The sequence below is a fragment of the Bifidobacterium tsurumiense genome (assembly GCF_000741765.1).
GTDB classification, from domain to species: Bacteria; Actinomycetota; Actinomycetes; order Actinomycetales; family Bifidobacteriaceae; genus Bifidobacterium; species Bifidobacterium tsurumiense.
This window is the reverse complement of the sequence record NZ_JGZU01000003.1, coordinates 38,031-60,305: the sequence shown is the minus strand read 5'-3', so window position 1 is coordinate 60,305 and position 22,275 is coordinate 38,031. Positions and strand designations below refer to the sequence as shown.

The 22,275-nt window shown below is 52.7% G+C and carries 17 protein-coding genes; 11 read left to right on the top strand and 6 right to left on the bottom strand.

Annotated elements, in window-relative coordinates:
* Positions 1 to 16 precede the first annotated feature (16 nt).
* From hisH to BITS_RS09050, 5 genes are all read left to right on the top strand, one after another.
* Positions 17 to 670: an imidazole glycerol phosphate synthase subunit HisH gene (hisH, locus tag BITS_RS01125; protein ID WP_026642959.1), complete on the top strand. Its 654-nt coding sequence runs from the start codon at positions 17 to 19 to the stop codon at positions 668 to 670.
* A gap of 110 nt (positions 671 to 780) precedes the next feature.
* Positions 781 to 1,512: a bifunctional 1-(5-phosphoribosyl)-5-((5-phosphoribosylamino)methylideneamino)imidazole-4-carboxamide isomerase/phosphoribosylanthranilate isomerase PriA gene (priA, locus tag BITS_RS01120; protein WP_026642960.1), complete on the top strand. Its 732-nt coding sequence runs from the start codon at positions 781 to 783 to the stop codon at positions 1,510 to 1,512.
* A gap of 365 nt (positions 1,513 to 1,877) precedes the next feature.
* Positions 1,878 to 3,215 carry a glutamine synthetase family protein gene (locus BITS_RS01115; RefSeq protein WP_026642961.1) on the top strand — a complete coding sequence of 446 codons (1,338 nt, stop codon included), beginning with the start codon at positions 1,878 to 1,880 and terminating at the stop codon, positions 3,213 to 3,215.
* Positions 3,216 to 3,662: 447 nt separating this feature from the next.
* Positions 3,663 to 4,280 (top strand): hypothetical protein, encoded by a 618-nt coding sequence (locus BITS_RS01110; protein ID WP_152571147.1) that lies wholly within the window; start codon positions 3,663 to 3,665, stop codon positions 4,278 to 4,280.
* Positions 4,281 to 4,379: 99 nt separating this feature from the next.
* A complete protein-coding gene (locus BITS_RS09050; RefSeq protein WP_026642962.1) occupies positions 4,380 to 5,105 on the top strand; it encodes a hypothetical protein in 726 nt (241 codons plus the stop codon).
* A gap of 227 nt (positions 5,106 to 5,332) precedes the next feature.
* Here BITS_RS09050 and BITS_RS01105 read toward each other — a convergent pair whose 3' ends face one another.
* The 3 genes from BITS_RS01105 to BITS_RS01095 form a co-directional block, all read right to left on the bottom strand.
* The gene (locus tag BITS_RS01105) at positions 5,333 to 6,283 is read right to left on the bottom strand and encodes a hemagglutinin (RefSeq protein WP_238556510.1); all 951 of its coding nucleotides are present in this window, start codon (positions 6,281 to 6,283) and stop codon (positions 5,333 to 5,335) included.
* Positions 6,284 to 6,481: 198 nt separating this feature from the next.
* A complete protein-coding gene (gene hrpA / locus BITS_RS01100; protein WP_026642965.1) occupies positions 6,482 to 10,546 on the bottom strand; it encodes an ATP-dependent RNA helicase HrpA in 4,065 nt (1,354 codons plus the stop codon).
* A complete protein-coding gene (locus BITS_RS01095; protein ID WP_026642966.1) occupies positions 10,543 to 11,181 on the bottom strand; it encodes a class I SAM-dependent methyltransferase in 639 nt (212 codons plus the stop codon). The genes hrpA and BITS_RS01095 overlap by 4 nt, the downstream gene beginning before the upstream one ends.
* A gap of 264 nt (positions 11,182 to 11,445) precedes the next feature.
* Between BITS_RS01095 and hflX the strand changes: the two genes are divergently transcribed.
* The 3 genes from hflX (at position 11,446) to BITS_RS01080 (ending at position 15,319) form a co-directional block, all read left to right on the top strand.
* On the top strand, positions 11,446 to 12,924 hold the full coding sequence (hflX, locus tag BITS_RS01090) for a GTPase HflX (protein ID WP_044259235.1): 1,479 nt from the start codon (positions 11,446 to 11,448) through the stop codon (positions 12,922 to 12,924).
* 320 nt (positions 12,925 to 13,244) lie between these two features.
* Complete coding sequence (locus BITS_RS01085) at positions 13,245 to 14,207, top strand: L-lactate dehydrogenase (RefSeq protein ID WP_026642969.1); 963 nt, start codon at positions 13,245 to 13,247, stop codon at positions 14,205 to 14,207.
* Between the two features lie 194 nt (positions 14,208 to 14,401).
* Positions 14,402 to 15,319 (top strand): cation diffusion facilitator family transporter, encoded by a 918-nt coding sequence (locus BITS_RS01080; RefSeq protein ID WP_026642970.1) that lies wholly within the window; start codon positions 14,402 to 14,404, stop codon positions 15,317 to 15,319.
* A 359-nt stretch (positions 15,320 to 15,678) separates the two neighbouring features.
* Here BITS_RS01080 and lexA read toward each other — a convergent pair whose 3' ends face one another.
* A complete protein-coding gene (gene lexA / locus BITS_RS01075; protein ID WP_026642971.1) occupies positions 15,679 to 16,401 on the bottom strand; it encodes a transcriptional repressor LexA in 723 nt (240 codons plus the stop codon).
* Positions 16,402 to 16,551: 150 nt separating this feature from the next.
* On the opposite strand from lexA, the gene BITS_RS01070 reads away from it, so the two are divergent.
* Positions 16,552 to 16,938 (top strand): LysM peptidoglycan-binding domain-containing protein, encoded by a 387-nt coding sequence (locus BITS_RS01070; protein WP_238556509.1) that lies wholly within the window; start codon positions 16,552 to 16,554, stop codon positions 16,936 to 16,938.
* Positions 16,939 to 16,958: 20 nt separating this feature from the next.
* Entirely contained in the window at positions 16,959 to 17,411 is a 453-nt protein-coding gene (gene nrdR / locus BITS_RS01065) for a transcriptional regulator NrdR (RefSeq protein ID WP_026642973.1), read from the top strand.
* A 118-nt stretch (positions 17,412 to 17,529) separates the two neighbouring features.
* On the opposite strand, the gene serA is transcribed toward nrdR, so the two are convergent.
* Together serA and BITS_RS01055 are read right to left on the bottom strand one after the other, a co-directional pair.
* A complete protein-coding gene (gene serA / locus BITS_RS01060) occupies positions 17,530 to 18,729 on the bottom strand; it encodes a phosphoglycerate dehydrogenase (RefSeq protein WP_026642974.1) in 1,200 nt (399 codons plus the stop codon).
* Positions 18,730 to 18,738: 9 nt separating this feature from the next.
* Positions 18,739 to 21,018 carry a HelD family protein gene (locus BITS_RS01055; RefSeq protein WP_026642975.1) on the bottom strand — a complete coding sequence of 760 codons (2,280 nt, stop codon included), beginning with the start codon at positions 21,016 to 21,018 and terminating at the stop codon, positions 18,739 to 18,741.
* 764 nt (positions 21,019 to 21,782) lie between these two features.
* On the opposite strand from BITS_RS01055, the gene mraZ reads away from it, so the two are divergent.
* Positions 21,783 to 22,274, top strand: coding sequence for a division/cell wall cluster transcriptional repressor MraZ (gene mraZ, locus BITS_RS01045; protein ID WP_044259234.1), 492 nt, complete (start codon positions 21,783 to 21,785; stop codon positions 22,272 to 22,274).
* Position 22,275 lies beyond the last annotated feature (1 nt).

Here is a 22,275-nt window from a genome sequence, read left to right as displayed (position 1 = left end):
ATGCAAGGAGCAAATAATGACTTCGGTAGTGGTTTTTGATTACGGCTTCGGCAATGTGCGTTCCATGGTGCGCGCTTTGGCGAATATCGGAGCCGATGTGAGCTTGACATCGGATTACCGCCAAGCTGTTGAGGCAGATGGTTTGGTGGTCCCGGGAGTCGGAGCGTTTCGCGCATGCATGGAAGGCCTCAAGCAGGTCGGTGGCGATCGGGTCGTCATCGATAGATTGAGAGAACGAAAGCCGGTGCTCGGTGTATGCGTTGGCCAGCAGATCATGTTTTCCAGTGGGGATGAGCATGGGATCGCAACACAAGGACTGGGCGTGATCAAAGGCGATGTCCGTATGCTCGATGCCGATGTGGTGCCGCATATGGGTTGGAATACCGTCGAGGCGCCTGCGGATTCTAGGTTGTTTGACGGAGTACAGCATGAAAGGATGTATTTCGTTCATTCATATGCAGCCATGCAGGCGTCTGCTCCGGATTTGACGGAATACGGCATCGATACTTCGCAGGATGACGAGCGCATAACATGGTGCACCTATGGGAATAGCGCATTCGTCGCAGCCTATGAGCGAGGCTCGTTATTCGCGACACAATTCCATCCCGAAAAGTCTGCAGAGGCCGGCTCAAGACTGTTGAGCAATTGGTTGGATGTCTGCAAGCAATAATGCCGATGAAGCAATACCGTTGATACGGTTCAGACTTCATCGAAAACCACGACACAATACCGCCGAATATACAGGACGCAATAACCACCCGCCACACAGAAAGGCATGACATGTCCCTTACTTTGCTACCCGCCGTCGATGTGCGCGACGGCAAGGCTGTTCGACTTCGCCAAGGGGAATCCGGTTCGGAAACAGATTACGGCAGCCCTTTGGAAGCAGCCCGTACTTGGGTGCAAGCAGGAGCTGAATGGATTCATCTGGTGGATCTGGATGCAGCATTCGGAACCGGCAATAATCGTGCCCAGCTTCGCGATATCGTCAGTGAATTGGGAGACCAGGTTCATATTGAAATGAGCGGCGGAGTCCGTGATGATGACAGTTTGTCATCAGCTTTGGAAGCCGGAGCGGCACGTGTGAATATCGGCACTGCGGCTTTGGAAAATCCCGAATGGACTGCCAAGGTGATCGAACGGTACGGGGATCGTGTCGCTGTCGGATTGGATGTTCGTGGCCATACGCTTGCCGCCCGTGGATGGGTCAAAGAAGGCGGCGATCTATTCGAGACCATGGCCATGCTGGATGAGGCAGGATGCTCACGGTATGTGGTCACCGATGTTTCGCGAGACGGCATGATGAGCGGTCCGAATATCGAACTGCTTCGCGAAGTGGCGGAGCGTACTCAGGCCAAGGTCACGGCTTCGGGCGGCATCAGCTCACTTGACGATTTGCGTGCCATCAAAGAGTTGTCTGAAGTTGGCGTGGATTCCGCAATTTTGGGCAAGTCGTTGTATGCCCGAGCCTTCACTTTGGAGGAGGCTTTGCAGGTGGCTCAGGAAGATTAGTCGCATATTCGGGGCAGTTGCTTCCTGCCCCCGATTTTCGCCGATCTTCGTTGTCGAGTACTTCGCATGGTTCACAGTGGCCTGTGACTCGATGGGATATAAGAGGTTAGAACTGCCGTAGGCGATACCTATGATGATCGCTTACGGCACGAGCTGCACTGATTGTATGTCTTGTATGTTTCTCACATGCCCCGACGATCCACCTTCATGCCGCTCGCAGGGAATCCCTCGGAGTGTGCGGCCTCGATCCAAGGGGACATAAGCATTATGGGCTGAAATCCCTGCTTCAACTCGGCATCCATATGCCATGACACAGAGCGTTTACTGTTAACAGTCCGTAATATTTGCGTGCAACCATGGTCGACATGGATAAACAACAGGAGTTCGCGCTTCGCACAGTCGAGGAACGCGATGTTCGATTCATTCGTTTATGGTTTGCAGACGTTTTGGGGACGTTGAAATCCGTGGCCATCGCACCGGCTGAATTGGAATCCGCATTTGACGAAGGCATTGGATTCGATGGTTCAGCCATAGAGGGCATGACCCGTGTTTCCGAAGACGATATGATCGTCAAGCCGGATCCGTCCACATTCCTGCTCTTGCCGACGCAAGGGAATTCCCAGGGTACAGCACGCATGTTCTGCGATATTTTGACCCCTGAAGGACAGCCATCTTTGGCTGACCCTCGTCATGTGTTGAAGAATACGTTGGCCAAGGCCAAGGAAAAGGGCTTCACATTCTACGTTCATCCGGAAATCGAGTTCTATCTGTTCGAGCAGCAGGATGATTGGTCGAGACCGCCTGTCCCCATAGATGAGGGTGGATATTTCGATCATGTGCCACGCAGTTCGGCCATGGATTTCCGTAGGGCTTCGGTCAATATGCTCGAACAAATGGGCATTTCCGTCGAGTATTCCCACCATGAGGGAGGCCCAGGGCAGAATGAAATCGATTTGCGCTATGCAGATGCACTGACCACCGCTGACAATATCATGACCTTCCGCACGGTTTTGAAAGAAATCTCGCTTGAACGCGGCGTGTATGCCAGCTTCATGCCCAAGCCTTTGGCTGACCAACCCGGTTCGGGCATGCACACTCATTTGAGTCTGTTCGAAGGCGATGGCAACGCATTCTATGAAGCCGGTCAGGAATTCAATATGTCCTTGATCGCACGCCAATTCGCCGCAGGTATTTTGCATCATGCCGCCGAAATCTGTGCTGTCACCAATCAATACGTGAATTCGTACAAGAGGCTGTGGGGCGGCAATGAGGCTCCTAGCTATATTTGCTGGGGCCATAACAACCGCTCGGCGTTATTGCGCATTCCGCAATACAAGCCAGGCAAGGGTAATTCCGCGCGTATGGAATTCCGTGCCTTGGATCCGGTTGCCAATCCATACTTGGCATATTCCGTGCTCCTTGCAGCGGGTTTGGATGGCATTGAAAAACAGCTCACATTGGAAGAACCCACCAGTGACGATGTGTGGGAGCTCACCGATGCAGAACGTCAGGCGATGGGCATTCGTCCTTTGCCATCTTCTTTGGATGATGCACTGAAGGTTATGGAAAAGTCTGATTTCGTGGCCGAAGTACTGGGCGAGCATGTATTCGAGTATTTCCTGCGCAATAAGCATAGGGAGTGGGAAGAGTATCGCCGACAGGTCACGCCGTATGAGCTGCAGCAATATCTGCCACGGTTGTGAAATGCAAGGGTAGGACGGTCCCTGCTCGGGCAAGACAGGGATCGAATAGCTCTGCAACCGGGCAAGAATCGCGTTGGTTGATGCCGGCAGGACCAGTCGGAAGGCTTAAGAGCGCCGGTCTGCTCTTGGGCTCGTGCTCGTCCTCGACACCTGAAAACCTTAGATATTTAAATACATATATTTAAATATCATTGTTTAGCCAGTCCCTTATGGCTTGGTTGATGGCTTCGCCGATTTTCAGACCCTTGGCGTTGCAGTGCTGTTTGAATTCGGCTATGTGCCGCTCGTACTCGCCAAATACCGCAGCATCACCGCATGATATAAACTCCAGAATCACTGGGCGGCGCTGACGGAGCCGAGGGAGCCGGGAGACGTGCAGCTGCTGCGCGACATCCTCATGGAGACCTGTCTCGGACAACAGGCCGGACGTGTCGGCGACCAGACCCTATGGAACGCGCGAGCGGATTATCGAACGCGCCTGCAAGCACGCGCCGCTTCCATATGGGTTCGTCCAGCGCGTGGTTGATATCAAAGATACTGGCGGCGCAGCTTTCCAACGCCAAACGGAACCTCGAAACCGTCCGGGAGCGGATGCGCGAGATGCCGCCCGACGAGGTGAGACAGGTGCGGGAGATCATCCGCCCCGTGCACGACAAGGCGCTCGACGCTGAGAACGCGAACCTGTTCACGCGCGGACGGCTCCGCCGAGCCGCCGAGAAGACCGCCGTCGAGCGATCCGCGCTCCTGAAGCAGGCCGCGCCGTGGCTGGAGGACACCCGAATCCCCGTCACCTACGGCGAGGTCAACACCTTCAGCGCCAACGCGGACAAGACCACCATGGTGCACGTGCTCATGCCGTACGAGCGGCGAATAGCCGAACTCGAAACCAGACTGGCGAAGGCCAAGGAAAGCGAAGCCGGAAACGTCAGGCGCGGCACGGAACCGGAGCACAATCCGGTCAAGAACCGCAAGGACTTCAAGGCAGCGTTCAATGTGACGCTGAACAAGAACCTTGAGAAGGCGAACACGGACCCGGAACGAAAGACGCCGCAGACCCGTAGGTGACACAACCGCTAAGGCTGAATTTCTCACTTCATCTGACTGGATCAGTGGTATCATAGAACCTACCTGCAACGGTGCAGATAGGAATGAGAAGCGGCGAAAATGAATACTATTCAAACTAGAAAAGTACTTGCTTTTATATCTGCCATATTAGCAACCATAACGTTTGCAATACCTGCATCAGCTGCTGAAAAGAGCTCTCTTTGTAGCACTGATACTAATTGCATCAATCAGATAGAAACCGCTGCATCTCAGATTGAGGAAGTTTCACCAGATGAAGCACAAAAAGTAACTGCAGAAGCTGAAAAAGCTATCCGTAATTCTGATGTTGAGCTTCATTTGTTAAATGATAGGCTAGATTACAATGCTTTTTCTGTATATCGTTTTAATTCCTCTCAGAATCTGACGTTGATAACAATTTCTGCTGACAATACACTTAGTCCTCTGAGCAATGTGACCATTGTATTTAATGAAAGCGGAAAAGTTACTCAGTACAATGAATCTTCTGTTAATGAAAACAATAAAGGGAATTCAACTGTAACAAGCTATATCAATGGCGAATTCTATCTACAAAAAGACACGGACGTGCCCTTCGTTTCAAGAGCTGAATTCAACCAGCCAAAGACTCGTGGAAGCGTTAATGTGTGTGCAAGCATAGTGTTCGGAGTTAGCACAGGATTAGCCGCATTGGTAGCATCAGTCTGCACAGGCGCATGTGTAGGTGCATTCACCGGAGTGACTGCACCGGCATGTCTCGCTTGTGTAGGTATGTTTGTTGCTGTTGGCAGTGGTAGCTTAAGCCAATTTATTTCTTGCATTAACGGCTAGGCGATAATCATGAGTAAGGTTCTATATTTATTCGCTGGACTGAATGGGATTGTAGCAATCCACATTATTTTATGGTCTGCTATCTCGATTTGGAAAACTTGTTCACCGTATAGTATCGCTATGTTTATCAGCGGTTTTCTAATCTTTATAATGTCTTTGATTCTTATTAGATATGTTCGGAAAAACGAGTATCTATAGCTTTGCGCATGAGTTCTATTCGCGTGGGTTTATTTGCGAGGATTGCCGAACCAGCCGTCATAGATAATCGAGAAATTACGGTTGCCATAACTCGAACACGAATCGCCCTCACCGACACCTGCCTGCAATGCTGCCGTATTGGGCTGATATGGCGTGTAGATATACAGCAACGCTGTGGCATCATTTTCTATGAACACCGTGCTGCCCCCGCAACTGGAGTCGGGATTGTATTGCACATAATTCAGATCGCCGGCATGGTATCCGTAATTGCTTTCATGCGCCAGATAATAGCGATACCGCTTTGCGGCACCATACACCTGCTTGAAGAATCCGGCATAGTTCGGATCGCAGCTGGCATCATCCGGGCAGCTCAAACCCATGGCCGATTTGAACTGGAAATCGGAAGGGCTTGTCGCGGTTACCAAATGCTGCTCCTTTTGCAACATGGTGAGCAATACTTTCTGGCTTATGCCACATGCTTTTGCAGCCCCGTTGATGATTTGCGCAGCTGTTTGTGAGCTGGCTCCTGTGTATTCGGAGCACAATTCATCGGCGGCCTGGGTTTCAGTGTCGAAGGTCATGGTACGCAGGCATTGCTGTGAAGTACAGGCGGCACCCTGCTCATCCAGGAAGGCCTGCACCTCGCTTTCGCTCATTGCATTGGAGTTGAAGAACTGCCCATCGGAAATGATATTGCCCGGATTGAAGTCATATTGCTCAGCTAGCTCGCTCTGGACGCTTCGAGCTTCGGAGACGCGAACAGACCAATCCACATATCGAATGGTCGTGAACAGCACTGCTATGACGCACAATATGGCAACGATTGTGCCCGCGACCATTCCAGTGCGAGCAGCAACACCTGCTTTGTTCCAACGAGTCGACCAGGCTTGAATGGGGTGCAACACCGGATTGGCGCTTTTCTTCTTTCTTTTGGCACGCCTTGCCGAAGTGGATTTCTTTCCTGATGTCCGTGAATTCATGCCGTTGCCTTCTGTGTGGTTTTGCTCTGTGTACAAGCGTTCGCAGTCGCTACGCAATCGAGTGCAACTATATCGCCCCACCCTGCGGGCGAAGGCCTACCGCGATTATTGTAACGGGTATTCCATTAAGGTCCTGTGGGTATGCCGACACTTCGATCGATTGCGAAGGCCTGCAAACCTCCGCAATCGATCGGCGGCCTATTTTTCGACTGCCTTCAACGCTTTCTGCATACGCTGGATGCTTATGGGGTGGTCCGTGCCCAATTCCTGAGCCCATAGCGAGACGTAGAATTCCTCGAGCATCCAACGAAGCTGTTCGGCAACATTCGCCAATGCTTCATGACGAGGCCCGGCAGGTTCATGCTGTGCACGAGTCGCTGCTTTCTCGCTGAGTTGCCGCGCTTCATCGGCTTGCCAAGCCCACCGCACATCTCGGTTTTTATCGATGCGTGCCTTATCCAGACGCAAAGCATCGGCATGAAGATATTTGGCAATATTCTTCAGATAATGAGGCGGTGTTTTGCCGATAAAGCCCGGGTACACCAAAGTGGCGATATGCTCTCTGATCGACTGCAAAACAGAGAGCATCGGCAGGTCTGCCTTTCCGGAAACCGCTCGTTCGACCTGTGCATATTGGCGCATAATCTCGATGACGTCATGGCACACCTCATACACGGTATCCTCAAATACCTGCTCATTGTCTGCCACTGCCTGAGCCAGTGCTGCGTCATTGGTCAAGGAATCTATCGATGGCATAAGCCGTTTCACGGCAGCAAGTTGAAGATCCTCTACCAATTGGGCTGTCGAAGCATACGGTGCGGAAGCCAGCATCAGTGCCTCAGCGCCCAACCAACGAGAAGAGATGCGATCTGGAGGCAGGCGCAAGCCTTCTAATGCAGCCTGCCAAAGCATTGAAGCGCGGGATTGTGTGGTCGCTCCGGCCTGATGCAGCAGATTGGCGCGTTCGACCATATTGCCTTTGTCACTTGCCTGCTGCGCCTTGCGGTGCACCACTTTGCGAGCCGAAGCTTCCGCCTGCTGAGCAAAGTGACGCTGCAATTCGACCAAGGATTTGCCGTGTCCAAGGACCTTGACTGCGCGAGGGGAACGACGCCTTCCACGATGTGTCATGGAAGGCAAGGGTTGTTCCACGCTGAAGGTCATGCGCAGATGAGGTGCAAGTCGGGCCAATTGTTCTGTATTGAATACTTCGGGGTGCAATTGGGCGCCTACCACATGTATGGCTGCTTGTGTGAACACATGGATGATATCTGGCCAACCACCTGAAGGAGCTTGCAGTTCCGGTTCGGGGAGTGCGGGGGTCTTTCCATCCGTTGTGCCGGGAAGATGAGGATAATGTGCGTCGATATAATCACGAATGGCACGAGCGGTATCCGGAGCAGGAACAAATTGAACGCGCAATGCCTTGGGCAGTGACTTGATCAAGCCGATAATAAGCTCGTCCAATAAGCCGGGCACATTCCACGTAAATTGTTCAGGAGTGATTCTTGACAACACGCTTATGGGGATGTGTACGGTCACGCCGTCAGCAGGATCCTGAGGATCATAGATGTAACTGAGTCTCAAATGAACAGGATTGCCGTCTGTGCCAATGGTATGCCAATGATCTGGGTAATCATCCAAGCTCACGCTATCCGAAGATTGCAGTCTTTCAACCGATGACGGATCGAAATTGAGCAGATCGGGATGCTCGTCATGTTCATGCTTCCACCATGATGCGAGTTCGGCAACGGAGGTCACGTCATGGGGAAGCGTCGAGTTATAGAAATCGTACAGGTCCTCATCGCTTACGGTTTGTGCGATTTGTCGTGTGCGACTCGCATCCTGCGCAGCGTCTTCCAATACCTCTCGGTTGTTTTCGACAAAATCGTCATAGGAGAAGCGTTGCTGTATGCCTTCTTCTATGAGTCCTTGGCGAATCAGCAGGTCTCGTGCCTGCATGGGATTGATGCGTCCCCATTGCACTGTGCGATCCTGCACAATAGGCAAACCATAGAGCAGCACCTTCGCCTTGGCGATTGCGCTTCCTCGTGAAGCGGACCAGTGGGGCTCGGCATAGGTGGTGCGCGTCAATGATCCGGCAAGTGGCTCAGCCCAAGTCGGATCGATGGCTGCTGAATATCTTGCCCACAATCTCGAAGTTTCCACCAACTCGGTGCTCATAACCCATGGAGGAGTGGTTTTGGAAACAGTCGAAGCGGGGAAGAGCGCAAATCGTGTGCCACGTGCGCCTTGGTAGTCGTTATGTGACATTTTGGCCGCACGCTTCATGGCTCTCGCTCTTGCAGCGCCCTTCAACCCAGCAAAATCTGAAGCCTTAGGTTCTCTGATGACCTGCATGCCCATCATGGAAAGCAACCCTGAAAGCATGGAAGAATGAATGCCCTGCGCATCCCACGAGCAGCACAGACTATGGGCGGCTTGTTGATTCATGGGCAACTGTCGAATTTCCAAAGCCGGACGGGAAGCGGGCAAGGGCTGTCCGACCTTGAATTTCAATTCCTTGCACATTTCACGCAATTGATTGACCAAATCTCGCCATTGCCGCAAGCGAAGGAAATTGAGGTATTCGGCATTGCATATGCGTCGCATGGCGGAATTGCTTGGCTCGCCATCCGCTTGGAAAACACGATCCCACAGATTCAATGCGGTGAGGAAATCGCTGTTTGCGTCGGCATAGCGATTATGGATCCGGTCGGCCTCTTCGCGGTGTTCCTCAGGGCGCTCGCGCGGGTCCTGAAGACTGAGGAATGCGACCACGACCAATACGGCAGCCAGGGTATTCGGCGTACTGGATCGTGCAGCCTCGATAATCATGCGGCCCAAGCGCACATCAATGGGGATGCGAGCAAGTTGCCGGCCAATGCGGGTCAGCGTTACTTCTCCGCGTTTACGGGCTATGGCCCTGAGCTCGGTGAGCTCATTGAACCCATCCGAAACAGCCTTCATATCCGGGGGGTCGATGAATCCGAACTGCGTAATATCGTCCGCTGTCCTGGCCACACCCACAGAAAGCATATGCAGCACCACGGCTCCCAACGAGGTGCGCAATATTTCAGGTTCGGTGAAGCGGGGACGCGTCTCATAATCGTCACGTGCATACAATCGGATTGCGATGCCGTCGGCAATACGTCCGCATCGTCCGGAACGCTGATCTGCGCTGGCTTGCGAAATTGGCTCAATGGGCAGGCGTTGCACCTTGGCGGTTTTGGAATAGCGTGAAATACGCGCCATACCGGGGTCGACCACATAGCGGATCCCCGGGACGGTCAGGGAAGTCTCCGCCACATTGGTGGCGATGATTATCCGCTGATGCGCATGCGATTCGAACACTCGATGCTGGTCCTTGGCGGACAACCTTGCGAAAAGCGGGACGATTTCGATGGCATCCGGCCGTCTCATATCGGCGGCCCGTGGACCGTAATGATGGCGCAATGCCTGTTCAAAGTCATGGATATCGCGCTCGCCCGAAGCAAATACGAGAATATCTCGCGCACCATGGTCATGACTGGAATGAATCACCAGCTCAGCGCATGCCCGCGCCACAGCCGTGGCCATATCCATGCCGGGAATATCGCTGTCGTCATCCACTGCCGAGGCAAAACCTGGAACATGCTGCATAAGTGATGGCGGTGCTCCCAAAGGCTCATACATAATGCGTACAGGGAAGGTTCGGCCCGACACCTCGATAACGGGCACCTCAGTATGCAGAGCATGTTCGAAATGCTGCTTGAATTTCACAGAATCAATGGTTGCCGACGTAATAATCAGTTTGAGATCACGGCGGCGGGGGAGCAAGGCTGTGAGATATCCCAGCAAAAAATCGATATTGAGGCTGCGCTCGTGAGCCTCATCAATAACAATGGTGTCGTACTGGCTCAAATGCGGGTCCCGCTGTATCTGCGCCAATAAAATGCCGTCAGTGACAACGCGGAGACGAGTATGCGCGGAGCTTTCATCGGTAAAACGGACTTGGTATCCGATCTCATCACCGAGTTTCACCTGCATTTCAGAAGCGATGCGCTCTGCGACAGTGCGGGCGGCAAGTCTGCGAGGCTGGGTGTGCACGATCTGCTTGCCATGGGTTCCGCGGCCCATTTCCAGCAGCATTTTCGGGATTTGTGTTGTTTTTCCAGATCCTGTCTGCCCGGAAACAATAACTACTTGTGCGTGGGTGACGGCCTCGATAATGTCATCATGCGCCGCACTTACAGGAAGTTCGGATGGGTAATCGTATTTCATGCCTTGCGTAATACCTCAATAACACGGTAGCCCTTGGAACTGGCGTATTTTGATACGGAGAACTCTTCTCCCAGTGCCTGAACCAGCCAAGGAATCAGCGAATCTGCGCCAAGATTTTTTTGAACCACCAAATAGGCGGAACCTTGAGGCTTCAAACGAGGAAGCCATGTCATCAATAATTCGTGGAGTATCTCTTTGCCGACGCGAATCGGGGGATTGGACCAAATGCAGTCGAATTGCATATCCGCTGGAATCTGATCTGCCAATACGGGTCGAATATTGTCTAAGCCGTTGGCCTTTGCATTGTCTCGGGTGAGATCCAATGCCCTCTCGTTCACATCCAATGCCCACACGGTGGCATCGGGATTTTCTGCGGCCAGTGTGAGGGAAACCGGACCCCATCCGCAGCCCAAATCAAGCATATTGCCGCTATTACCAGCTTGTGGAGCCTGCCTGAGCAGAACCGAAGTGCCCAGATCAAGCCGGTGCATCGAAAACACACCATGTGATGTCGTCACATTGAATTCGTGTTCGCGAGTGTGAATGGTAAGCCTCAGGCGAACATCTTCAGAGCTTGGAGTGGATGCGAAATACTGTTCAGATCCGTTGCTTGTGTTTGTGGCCTTATGCTCCATAATCGCTCCATTCCGCCGATATCGCGGCATTAGTAGGCAGTTACCGTGCCGCTCAATCCCTCAAGTATCCGATGTAAAGGATATTCATGCATGTTGTGGAAGCAAATATCCCGCTAATCAATGCGTTGCTTGTCTTACAAATCGATGATAATAATGCTCCGAGTATATAAACAAGTTCAACAGTGGGCGAAGCGGCTGCGAGAGGTGGCATTGAAGCAACAATACGGTGCAATACACGGTGACGATGGACGTGAAGCCGATGGCATGGGCGAAATGGCCGGCGCTGATGGTACAGAGCATGATCAGGGCGTGCTGTCGGGGCACTCGCAGGTTCTGCTTGATGATGGACAGGATGCTTCCTGGGATGCCGGTGGGCAATGGCAGGAGCGTGAATCCCGCAATACGCTGAAACATGTCACCGGCTTGGGAGAGTTGCAGGATGTCACCGAAGTCGAATACCGCAAGGTACGCCTTGAACGAGTGGTATTGGTCGGTGTGTGGTCTAGTGCGACGAGTTCGCAGCAACAAGCCGAAGAGTCATTGCGTGAGTTGGCTGCTTTGGCGCAGACAGCGGGAGCAGTGGTGTGCGACGGTGTTCTGCAGCATCGGTACCGTCCTGATGCGGCCACCTATGTGGGATCCGGAAAAGCCAAGGAAATAGCGGATATCGTTGCCTTGAACGAAGCGGATACCATCATTGCAGATGATGATCTGGCTCCCAGTCAACGTCGTGCTTTGGAAGATGCCACCAAAGTCAAAGTGGTGGATCGCACCGCGGTCATTCTTGATATTTTTGCCCAGCACGCCACCAGTCGTGAAGGCAAGGCCCAGGTTGAGTTGGCACAATTGCAATACATGCTCCCTCGACTGCGAGGATGGGGTGCGGCACTGTCCCGACAGGCAGGCGGTCGAGCGGCAGGAGCTGATGGCGGCATTGGTTCCCGAGGTCCTGGTGAAACACAGATTGAGTTGGATCGTCGTGTGATTCGCACTCGTATTGCAAGACTCCGGCGGCAAATAGCACAAATGGCGCCGGCTCGTGACGTGAAACGAGGTTCGCGACGTCGTTTCGGATTGCCTACTGTGGCTGTTGTGGGTTACACGAATGCTGGCAAGTCTTCATTGACCAACCGTCTGACAGGCTCTTCTGAATTGGTGGAGAACGCATTATTCGCAACATTGGATACGGCTGTGCGCCGCGCCCGAGCGAAGGATGGTCGTCTCTATGCCTATGTGGACACGGTTGGATTCGTACGCAGATTGCCGACGCAATTGGTCGAGGCCTTCAAATCCACACTCGAGGAAGTGGCAGATGCTGATCTCATCGTCCATGTGGTCGATGGTTCCCATCCTGATCCATTCGCTCAGATCGATGCAGTGAACGATGTGCTTGCCGATATCGATGGTGCAGAGGACATCCCGAGAATCGTGGTTTTCAACAAGGCGGATCGCATAGACGAAGCCACGCGTGAACGTTTGGAAGCCCTGATGCCCGATGCGTATGTGGTTTCGGCGTTCACCGGCGAGGGCGTGGATGAAGTCCGTCACGTGGTGGAAGGGATGCTGCCCACTCCGGATGTGTATGTCGAGGCTCTGCTTCCGTATACCGCTGGTTCCCTGGTTTCGCGGGTGCGCGAATACGGGCAGGTGGAGAATATAGAATACCGTGATGACGGCGTTATGGTGCACGCATATGTGGATGATCATCTTGCCGCACAAGTCATTGACGCTTCGATAGATTGACGGACATTGGCGGCATACGATGCAGCCGTCATGTTCACCACAAGAAGGCTGAAGAGCCGCGGTGACATGCGGCTACGTGCATGTGGCGATCTGCTGCTTTGGAAGGTAATGACAGCGCATTATCGATGCCTGGATGTTATTGGAATGCTACCTGAATGAGGCATGGCTGCATCTGCTTTCAGGCGCGGAATTGTGAGGAAACGCACAGTGTGCCAAGGGGCATAGAGCCCAAAAAGGTCATGCTGTGTGGATAGAGTGAATATGTTGTCGAAATGAAATCCGGCCAGGAGCCGGAGCATCTGCTAGGAGAGGTTCAGCACATGGTGGATTCGCCAATTAAGCCCACAAAGCTTGCTATCATCGGAGCCGGCGCAGTCGGTTCTACCCTCGCTTTTGCAGCCGCACAGCGCGGCATCGCACGCGAAATTGTTCTCGAGGACATCTCCAAGGAGCGCGTGGAAGCTGAAGTGCTCGATATGCAGCACGGTTCTAGCTTCTATCCAACCGTTTCCATCCAGGGTTCTGACGATGTTGAGGTTTGCCGTGACGCCGATATGGTAGTGATCACTGCAGGCGCACGTCAGCAGCCAGGTCAATCCCGTCTGGATTTGGCCGGCGCGACCATCAATATCATGAAGTCGATTATCCCGAATGTGGTCAAGGTTGCACCAAACGCCATCTACATGCTTATCACCAATCCTGTGGATGTGGTGACTCATGTCTCCCTGAAGCTTTCAGGTCTGCCGACCAACCAGATGTTCGGTTCGGGCACCAACCTCGATTCCGCCCGTCTTCGTTTCCTGATCGCACAGCAGACCGGTGTGAATGTCAAGAACGTACACGCCTACATCGCTGGCGAGCACGGCGATTCCGAGGTTCCTCTGTGGTCTTCCGCAACCATCGGCGGTGTTCCAATGGTTGATTGGAAGGAACTGCCTGGTCGCGAACCTCTGGATGCCGCAAAGCGCGAAGAGATTCATCAGGAAGTCAAGAACGCTGCATACAAGATCATCCACGGCAAGGGTGCTACCAACTACGCCATTGCAATGTCCGCTGTTGACATTGTTGAGGCTATTATGCGTGACACCAACCGCATTCTTCCGGTTTCCTCGTTGCTGGACGATTTCCATGGAATCTCCAATGTGTGCATGTCCGTGCCGACGCTGCTGAACCGTTCCGGCATTGATTCCCGTATCAACACCCCGGTTTCGGATCAGGAACTTGCCGCATTGAAGCGTTCTGCAGAAACTCTGCGTGAGACCGCTGCAAAGTTCGGTTTCTAATCTGCATTCTCGTCTCTTTGAAGAGTCCGGCTTTCGAGTCGGACTCTTTTTGTTTTGCCTGCGTTCGTATTTCCAAGTTGTAAACCACCAGTGAATCGCACATGGTTGAGTGTTCTGAGTTCGGTATTTCACCGTTTGCGGATGGGGTGACCGAAGGGTTGCGAGTTGGTGGCATCCGCGCATAGGGTGTGAATATGAGCGAACATAATCATGGAGCCGAACTCCATCAGAGAAGATTGATGCTGACATTGACTATGACAAGCGGCGTGCTGATCGCCGAAGTCGCAGGTGCCTTGATCACCGGTTCTCTGGCTCTTTTGGTTGATGCAGGACATATGCTTACTGACGTCTCGGTGCTGGTTGCTTCTACGATTACCGCCGTGCTGATGCGCCGCAAGCCCGAAGGTTCGCGAACATGGGGCTGGGCTCGTTTGGAAGTGCTCACTGCAGCTGCGGGTTCATTGGTGTTGCTGATGGTTGGCATATATGCCGTTGTCGAGTCAGGGATGCGGCTGTTTGGTTCGACGGATGATGCGATTCATGACATCCGTCTGCTGCTGATATTCGGCATCATTGGCTTGGCTGCGAATCTGGTTTCCATGGCATTACTGGTGTCTTCAAGTGCGGACAATATGAATATGCGTGCGGCATTTCTTGAAGTGATGAATGATGCCCTAGGGTCGGTGGCTGTTGTCATTTCAGCAATAGTTATGTTGAGTACTGGATGGTCGGGATTCGATGCGGTTGCAGGTGGCGTTATCGCACTCCTGATGATTCCGCGGGCGTTGAAGCTTTTGCATAAAGCGGTGAGAGTGCTATTAGAAGAGGCTCCTGAAGGATTGGATCTTGATCAGGTCAGAGCCCACCTTGAAGAAGGTGATCACGTTATTGCAGTCCATGATTTGCATGCGAGTACGGTGTCTACTGGTATGCCGGTGCTTATGGCCCATATTGTTGTGGATCCGGATTTGAGCATGGAAGAGGCTGCTGAGGTTCTGCATCAATTACAGCAATGCTTACAAAAACACTTCCCGGTTTCGGTTCCGCATACCACCTTCCAGTTGGAGCCTTTGGGGTATAGCGATGATGCACAGGAAGAAGTGCATGCCTGATGGTGGGCGCTCTGAGAGCTGCGAATAACGGCATCCTCAACAGACTGGGGTTATAGCCGTTTGTGCAATGTATTGGCCGGCTAATTTTGGGCATGAAACCAATATCAGAATGCAATCTGCATGACCGAAAAAGCTCTTGGATGCGACTCGCATTCGCCAATCGCTCAACGTTGGTGTGATGGGTCAACTGGTTCGGGTTTCGCCTGCCTTGCGGTTATGCGTAACTGAGCAGTTGGCCCCAAGTTTTGGGCCGAAGAGAGTCGATCCGGCACCTTGCGTAATGCGTTGACATGTTCAAGAAGCAGGATCGTGCGTTCCTCTTATCTTGTTGGCGATTGTTGCCGGAGTGGATTTCGGCCTCACACCTTTCTCAGTACTGTCACCACTTTTCCCATGATGGTGGCATGAGTTCCGTCAATGGGAGAGTATGCGGGGTTGTGCGGCATAAGCCAAATATGGTCATTGTCTTGGCGGAAGGTTTTGACTGTGGCCTCATCATCAAGCAAAGCCGCAACGATATCGCCGTTTGATGCTGAATGCTGCTCTCGTACGACCACGAAATCGCCATCGCAAATTGCAGCATCAACCATGGAATCACCATGGACTTCGAGCATGAACAGATTGCCGGTTCCGGTAAGCCTTTCTGGCAACCGCATCACATCATCGACATGCTGCTCGGCGGTAATGGGGGTTCCTGCTGCGATTCGTCCGACAAGTGGCACATCGCGCGAAGCGAGGATGGACTCGGTGCGTTCTCCGATCTGCGGGAAGGGGAGGATCGTTGCAGAGGCTTGCTGTGTTTCAGCGGGTGTTTCTTGAGGGGTTTCGACAAGTTCAAGTGCACGGCCCTTATTGGCGTTCATGCGAATGAGCCCCTTCTCCTCAAGCACATTGAGCTGATGCTTGACAGAGGACGGGCTTTTCAATCCTGCGGCTTCACCTATTTCGCGGAAAGAAGGTGCGAAGCCATGCTGTGCAATATGTGTTCGAATGGCGCCAAGCACCTTGCGCTGACGTTCGGTGAGCGAGCTCTCGGCTTGCGTATCCTGCGAACGTGGGTGGGGGAATGGGGTGGTGCTCACAAATGGCTCCTTTCGGCTTTATGTTTCCAGCATAACGTGTGTTTCGTGTGAAATCAAACATCTGTTCGAGAGTTTTCCTTGCATTAGTCGAACAGATGTGCGAAGATACGTACAGATGTTCGATAGAACATGTGTTCGAAAGGAACGAAGATGGGCGAAGTAATGTCGGTGGTCGCAGTTCGTAGGGATTCCCATGCCACGGCGTCAGGTGTTCGGTTTCGTGATGGGGCCTCGTCTCGCAAGACGTCGAAAGTGAAGTTGAACTGGCGAGGACGCGTGGCTGTTGTCTTGCTTGCTGTGGTGAGCGCTTGGACACTGTGGTCTGTGGCGGTTCCTGAGTCTGCGCATTCCCAGACCGGTCCCACGCAAGTGGTGAGCTACACAGTCCAGCCGGGCGATACTCTATGGTCATACGCTGTTGAAATCACGCCTGCAGGCCAGGATGTGTCGCAAAGTGTTGATCGCTTGATGAAGTTGAATAATTTGGACTCGGTTTCACTACGCCCTGGGCAACGATTGATTGTCCCTGTTGAATAGGCAATGGTACTCTTGGGTGCATGCATTGCCCATTTTGTCAAAATCCGGTTACCAAGGTCGTAGATACGCGAATTAGCGATGACGGCCATTCCATTCGCAGAAGGCGTGAATGCCTCAGTTGTGGAAAACGATTCACCACAGTGGAAACCACGATGTTATTGGTGATGAAGCGCTCTGGGAGTGTCGAGCCTTTTGACCGTGACAAAGTGGTTTCCGGTGTGCGCAAAGCGTGCCAGGGCAGGCCAATCAATGAAGACGATTTGAAAATGATCGGGCTCAAGGTCGAAGAGGATTTAAGGGCTCGGGGATTGGCTCAAGTCAAATCAGAAGATGTTGGCAAGGCTATTTTGAAGCCTCTGCATGATTTGGACGAGGTCGCATACCTGCGATTTGCCAGCGTATATCAGAACTTCGAGGGTCTGGAAGATTTTGAACGTGCAATCGAGGAATTGAAGCAAGGCAAGCAACAGTGACAATCCCGCCTCATGACGGTATGTTTCGACAGATTGCAATGTGCTGCGTTTCAGATATGGCAAGATCCCGGATTCAAGCTGAACCGGGATCTTGCCATATTCGATGAAGTGCTTAAGGCTACTTCATAACCTTCATACGAATAGTGCCTTCGAGATTGCGGAGGGCTTCCAATGCCGATTCGCTTGGAACCTGGGCAACATCCGTGACCACATAGCCAATCTCTCCCTCTGTGCCAAGAGATTGGGCGGTGATATTGATATTTTCTGAGCCCAAGACCTGGTTGACGCGAGCAAGAACTCCAGGCAAGTTGTCATGGAGATGCGCAATACGTGCCGCGCCACGATAATCTGAAAGCGTGATTTGTGGCAGATTCACGGAGAGCATGGTTGATCCCTTGAACCAATAATCCTCAAGACGCTGAGTGACAAAATGGCCGATTGCCTCTTGTGCCTCAAGTGTCGAGCCTCCGATATGAGGAGTCAGAATCATATTGTCTTCATCGGCCAAAGAAGTGGTGAACGGATCGCCGCTGCTCTTGGGTTCGACTGGGAACACATCCACTGCGGCGCCGGAGAGATGTCCTGACTGCAAATGGCGCTTCAGGGCATCGAGATCCGCGATGAATCCACGGGAAAGATTGATGAAAATCGCATCCTGCTTCATATGAGCGAATTGTTCTTCGCCGAAGAAACCGGTATTTGACTTGCGACCATCGACATGCAGGGTTACTGCATCGGCCTGCTCAAGCAGATCATTGAGATTACGCATACGCTTGGCATTGCCCATGGCAAGCTTTTCGTCCAGATCATAGAAGATCACACGCATGCCGAGGGCTTCTGCAAGTACGGATAGCTGGGAGCCGATATTGCCGTAACCGATGATGCCTAGCGTTTTGCCACGCACCTCATGGGATCCAGATGCGGTTTTGTCCCACATGCCATGCTTCATATGGTGCGTATGCGCGGGAATGCGGCGCAAGAGGCAAATGATGTCGGCGATAACCAGCTCAACCACAGATCGTGTATTGGAATATGGTGCATTGAATACGGCGATTCCGCGTTTCCCGGCATATTCCAGATCCACTTGATTGGTGCCAATGCAGAAGCATCCGACAGCATTCAGTTCAGGACGCGCGTCTATAACTGCCTGGGTCACATTGGTCTTAGATCGTATGCCTAAAAGGTCAACGCCTTCAAGAGCGTCAATAAGTTCGTCTTGGGACAGAGCCCCTTTGCGGGTCTCAACTTCAAAGCCGTGATCTCGTAAGGATTCAGCGGCAAAAGGATGGATATTCTCCAATAACAGTGCTTTAGGCATGGTTCCACCTTAGAACGCTAATTCGTTTTCGCCTTCCTGTGTCCGCACTATAAGCAGACGTTGTGTCGGACGGGTCATGGCCACATACAGATCGGATGCCGCTACCAGTCGTGAAGGAGCTTCCTCTTGGATGGCGCCAGGCTGGACGACGATGACGGCGTCGTATTCCAAACCCTTGACGGTTTGGGTGTCACAGACACTAATCTGTTCATCCCAGGTCTGCTGTTGATCAAGCCGTTCAAATCGATCGGCATCCAGATGCTCATGGAGTGAATGACGTATCGAATTGCGTAAGGGGTTAATAAGATTGCGCGGGGCGATAATCGCCACACGTCCTGTGCCGTCATCTGCAACGAATTGCTGAACCAGATCAAGAGCTTGTGTGCTCACTTCATCCATAAGCTCGGCGTTGGTGTTTGTCGTAATGCGAGCAACAGAATCGGGGATGGTACGCACTGCATTCACCGTGGAAATGTAAAGGCCCTCGGATTGCGCAAAATCAGAAGCAAGTTCAGAAACCTCCTGAGGATTGCGATAGTTGATGGTTAACTCATGCAAATCCCAGCTGGCTTCTCCGAATAATGCGTTCATGGTCTTGCTCCAGCGGCGAGTGCCGCCAAGAGCGGTGGTTTGCGCCACATCGCCGACGATGGTGAACGATCGGGTGGGGCAGCGGCGAATCAGCATACGCCATTCCATAGGCGTCAGTTCCTGTGCCTCGTCAACCACGACATGACCGTATGTCCATTCGCGATCGGCTGCCGCGCGTTGTGCGGTGAGTTCCGCATCGGCGCCGTTGATATGGTCGAGCAGCATTTGTGATGTGACAATACCTGAACCAATTCCGGCTTGAGCCAAGGTGTCCTTGGCAAATTGCTCTTCTTCGGCACGTTTTGCGTCAAGGGCGGCTTGTCTAGCCATCGCTTTGGGATCCGGTCCGAGTAATTCCATCGCCTCATCAATAAGAGGTATGTCGGACTGAGTAAGAGGGGAACCCTTGGGGCGCAACAAGGTTGAGATATCGCTTTCACTGAGCCAGGATGCGTATTTGCGCAACTGATCGGCCTTAGAGAACAGCTGATCGATAAGCCAGGTTGCGGTCATGGGCAACCAAGCCAGATTCAAAGTCTTGCGCACAGTGTCATTCATACGTAGTTGCATCATCACATCGTTGAGCTCAGCCTGCTCTGGTGTGTAATCCAATTGCTCGCTGTAGCGTACGCGCAGGGTCGAGAGCATTGATCGAATGAAGGTTTCTCGTGCCTTATTATGCGGTTGTCGAGTGCGCTTGGCATCAAGCTGAGCCTGTTCGATATCACTGCGCAGCATGGGGACGGCAAATCCGTTGATGCGTATTGTCGGCAACTGCTCTGGAATGCGAACCCTTGCGGCGACGGCATTGGCAATGGCATGCCTCATGCGGCGCTCGCCTTTCAGCATTGCGGCCCTAGGGGAATCTATTGCCGTCGCTTCAATGCCGGGGATGAGATCGGCTATGGTGCGGCTGACCACGCCGGTCTCTCCAAGAGAAGGAAGAACCTGATCGATGTAGTGCAGGAATGTTGAGCTTGGTCCGACGACCAGAACTCCGGAACGCTCGAGCATGCGTCGATGTGTGTAGAGCAAATACGCAGCGCGGTGCAAAGCCACGGCGGTTTTTCCTGTGCCAGGGCCTCCCTGCACGACTATCGCGTGATCCATAGGAGCGCGAATGATGCGATCTTGTTCGGCTTGAATGGTTGCAACGATATCGGTCATTTTGCCGGTGCGGCGAGAGCTCAACGACGCGAGCAACGCGCCTTCGCCGGTAAGCGTTCCGGCTGATGATGCCTCGCTGACCTGATCGGAATGAATATCGAGTACTTCATCTTCAACGCCGACTACCTCGCGGAAACTCAGCGTAATATGACGGCGCATAACGATGTCGCCGTGATTTGAAGGTGTCGCCTCATAGAAGGGCCGTGCGGCTTCGGCTCTCCAATCGGTAAGGATGGGCTCGTGCTCATCGCTGGAAAGTCCTATTCGCCCGATGTATCGGCGCTCGCCTTGAGTGTCATCCAGGCGTCCGAAAACCAAACGATCTTCAACGGCGCGAAGTTGCGTGAGGCGGTCCTCATACATGGCGGCAAAGGAATCGCGCTCAGTGCGTTGCGTTGGGGAGCCGTGGGAACCGGCCGCGCGAACGTCGGCCAGACGTGATCTGGCCTGTGCGCGCAATGCGTCAAGTCGGTTGTAGGCACGATCGATTGACTGCTGTTCCTCGTGCAATTGTGAGGAGTAAGTCGACATGGACATCCGTTCCTTGATACGAAAACTCAGGCATTCAAATGTAGCGCAAGCACTCTACGTTTTGCCTTGCGCAAGAACCTCAGAAGTGAACCGTGAGTGAATTTTCAGCCGGTTGAACTCCCAATCGTCAAGCATTCGGTTGTTGTTCTCGGCATGAAGGCCATCGATGATCCCGGTTTTGGCTTGGAAACATCATTTTCGCCCAAGTTGAATTTGAGCCTGCATATCGGTCTGATATGGCATCCAGCGTTGGTGACGATGAGGAAGAGTGTGCGGCATCGGTTTGAGTCGAGTATCGCATTATGCGCATGCTGGCTGGGAAGCAAGCTCGGATTGTGTGGGCATATGGGTGTGGGCATATGGACTGTCCGTGTCTGTGATTCGAATCTTGCAATCATTCCAAGGATGGCTATGCGCATATGGATGTGTATGCAAATGGATGTGTGCGCATATGGAATGGTCGCGTTCTTGATTCAAATGTTGCAGTCATTCCAAGGAAGGCTGTATGCAGCATGAATATGCGTCGATGGCCTCTGTGATTCCTTATTTTTCAAGCCTTGGGCGGGCGTGCTCAAGCACTCTCGATATTTCGGCGTGTCGTAATTTGTGGCACAGGTGGAGCGAAAGAGTGAGATTTTTATGAATTGGTGGGGAAAAATGGTGAACTGTGGGGTAAAGTGGTGAGGCAGTTGCGCGTGTAGTGAATTTCCGTTGATAAGGAGGTGGGGGAGCATGACTGGCCAGTCAACACAACGCGACGAAGCATACCCTGCCGAAACCGCGGAAAATCAAGGAACATCAATGTTTGCAGGCTTCCGCCACTGTTGCTTGGCACATACGCTCCCAAAATCGACGCCAAAGGTCGTATGGCTCTCCCTGCAAAAATGCGTACTCAATTGGGGGATGGATTAGTTCTTGCTCGTGGTCAGGAACACTGTGTGTATTTGTTGCCGCAAATCGAATTCCGTCGCATTGCCATGCAGATCCAACGCACATCAATGGGCAACAAGGCGGCACGAGAATATCTCCGCGTATTTCTTTCAGGCGCCGTTGATCAGGATCCTGACAAACAAGGCCGTGTGCTGGTGCCTCAGATGCTTCGTGACTACGCCAATTTGGGCGATGACATCGTCGTCATAGGCGTAGGCACCCGCGCTGAAATCTGGAATCGACAGGCCTGGGAAGACTACCTGGCTGAAAAGGAAGACGGATATGCGGATATAGCCGATGACGTATTGCCTGCGATGGAGTTCTGAT

Coding starts and splice junctions, on each gene's coding strand:
- BITS_RS01105 (WP_238556510.1), bottom strand. CDS start 6,283: ATGAATTCACGGACATCAGGAAAGAAATCCACTTCGGCAAGGCGTGCC.
- BITS_RS01115 (WP_026642961.1), top strand. CDS start 1,878: ATGGATAAACAACAGGAGTTCGCGCTTCGCACAGTCGAGGAACGCGAT.
- hflX (WP_044259235.1), top strand. CDS start 11,446: ATGGGCGAAATGGCCGGCGCTGATGGTACAGAGCATGATCAGGGCGTG.
- BITS_RS01085 (WP_026642969.1), top strand. CDS start 13,245: ATGGTGGATTCGCCAATTAAGCCCACAAAGCTTGCTATCATCGGAGCC.
- BITS_RS01080 (WP_026642970.1), top strand. CDS start 14,402: ATGAGCGAACATAATCATGGAGCCGAACTCCATCAGAGAAGATTGATG.
- serA (WP_026642974.1), bottom strand. CDS start 18,729: ATGCCTAAAGCACTGTTATTGGAGAATATCCATCCTTTTGCCGCTGAA.
- BITS_RS09050 (WP_026642962.1), top strand. CDS start 4,380: ATGAATACTATTCAAACTAGAAAAGTACTTGCTTTTATATCTGCCATA.
- priA (WP_026642960.1), top strand. CDS start 781: ATGTCCCTTACTTTGCTACCCGCCGTCGATGTGCGCGACGGCAAGGCT.
- BITS_RS01110 (WP_152571147.1), top strand. CDS start 3,663: ATGGAACGCGCGAGCGGATTATCGAACGCGCCTGCAAGCACGCGCCGC.
- hisH (WP_026642959.1), top strand. CDS start 17: ATGACTTCGGTAGTGGTTTTTGATTACGGCTTCGGCAATGTGCGTTCC.
- nrdR (WP_026642973.1), top strand. CDS start 16,959: ATGCATTGCCCATTTTGTCAAAATCCGGTTACCAAGGTCGTAGATACG.
- BITS_RS01055 (WP_026642975.1), bottom strand. CDS start 21,018: ATGTCGACTTACTCCTCACAATTGCACGAGGAACAGCAGTCAATCGAT.
- hrpA (WP_026642965.1), bottom strand. CDS start 10,546: ATGAAATACGATTACCCATCCGAACTTCCTGTAAGTGCGGCGCATGAT.
- BITS_RS01070 (WP_238556509.1), top strand. CDS start 16,552: ATGGGCGAAGTAATGTCGGTGGTCGCAGTTCGTAGGGATTCCCATGCC.
- BITS_RS01095 (WP_026642966.1), bottom strand. CDS start 11,181: ATGGAGCATAAGGCCACAAACACAAGCAACGGATCTGAACAGTATTTC.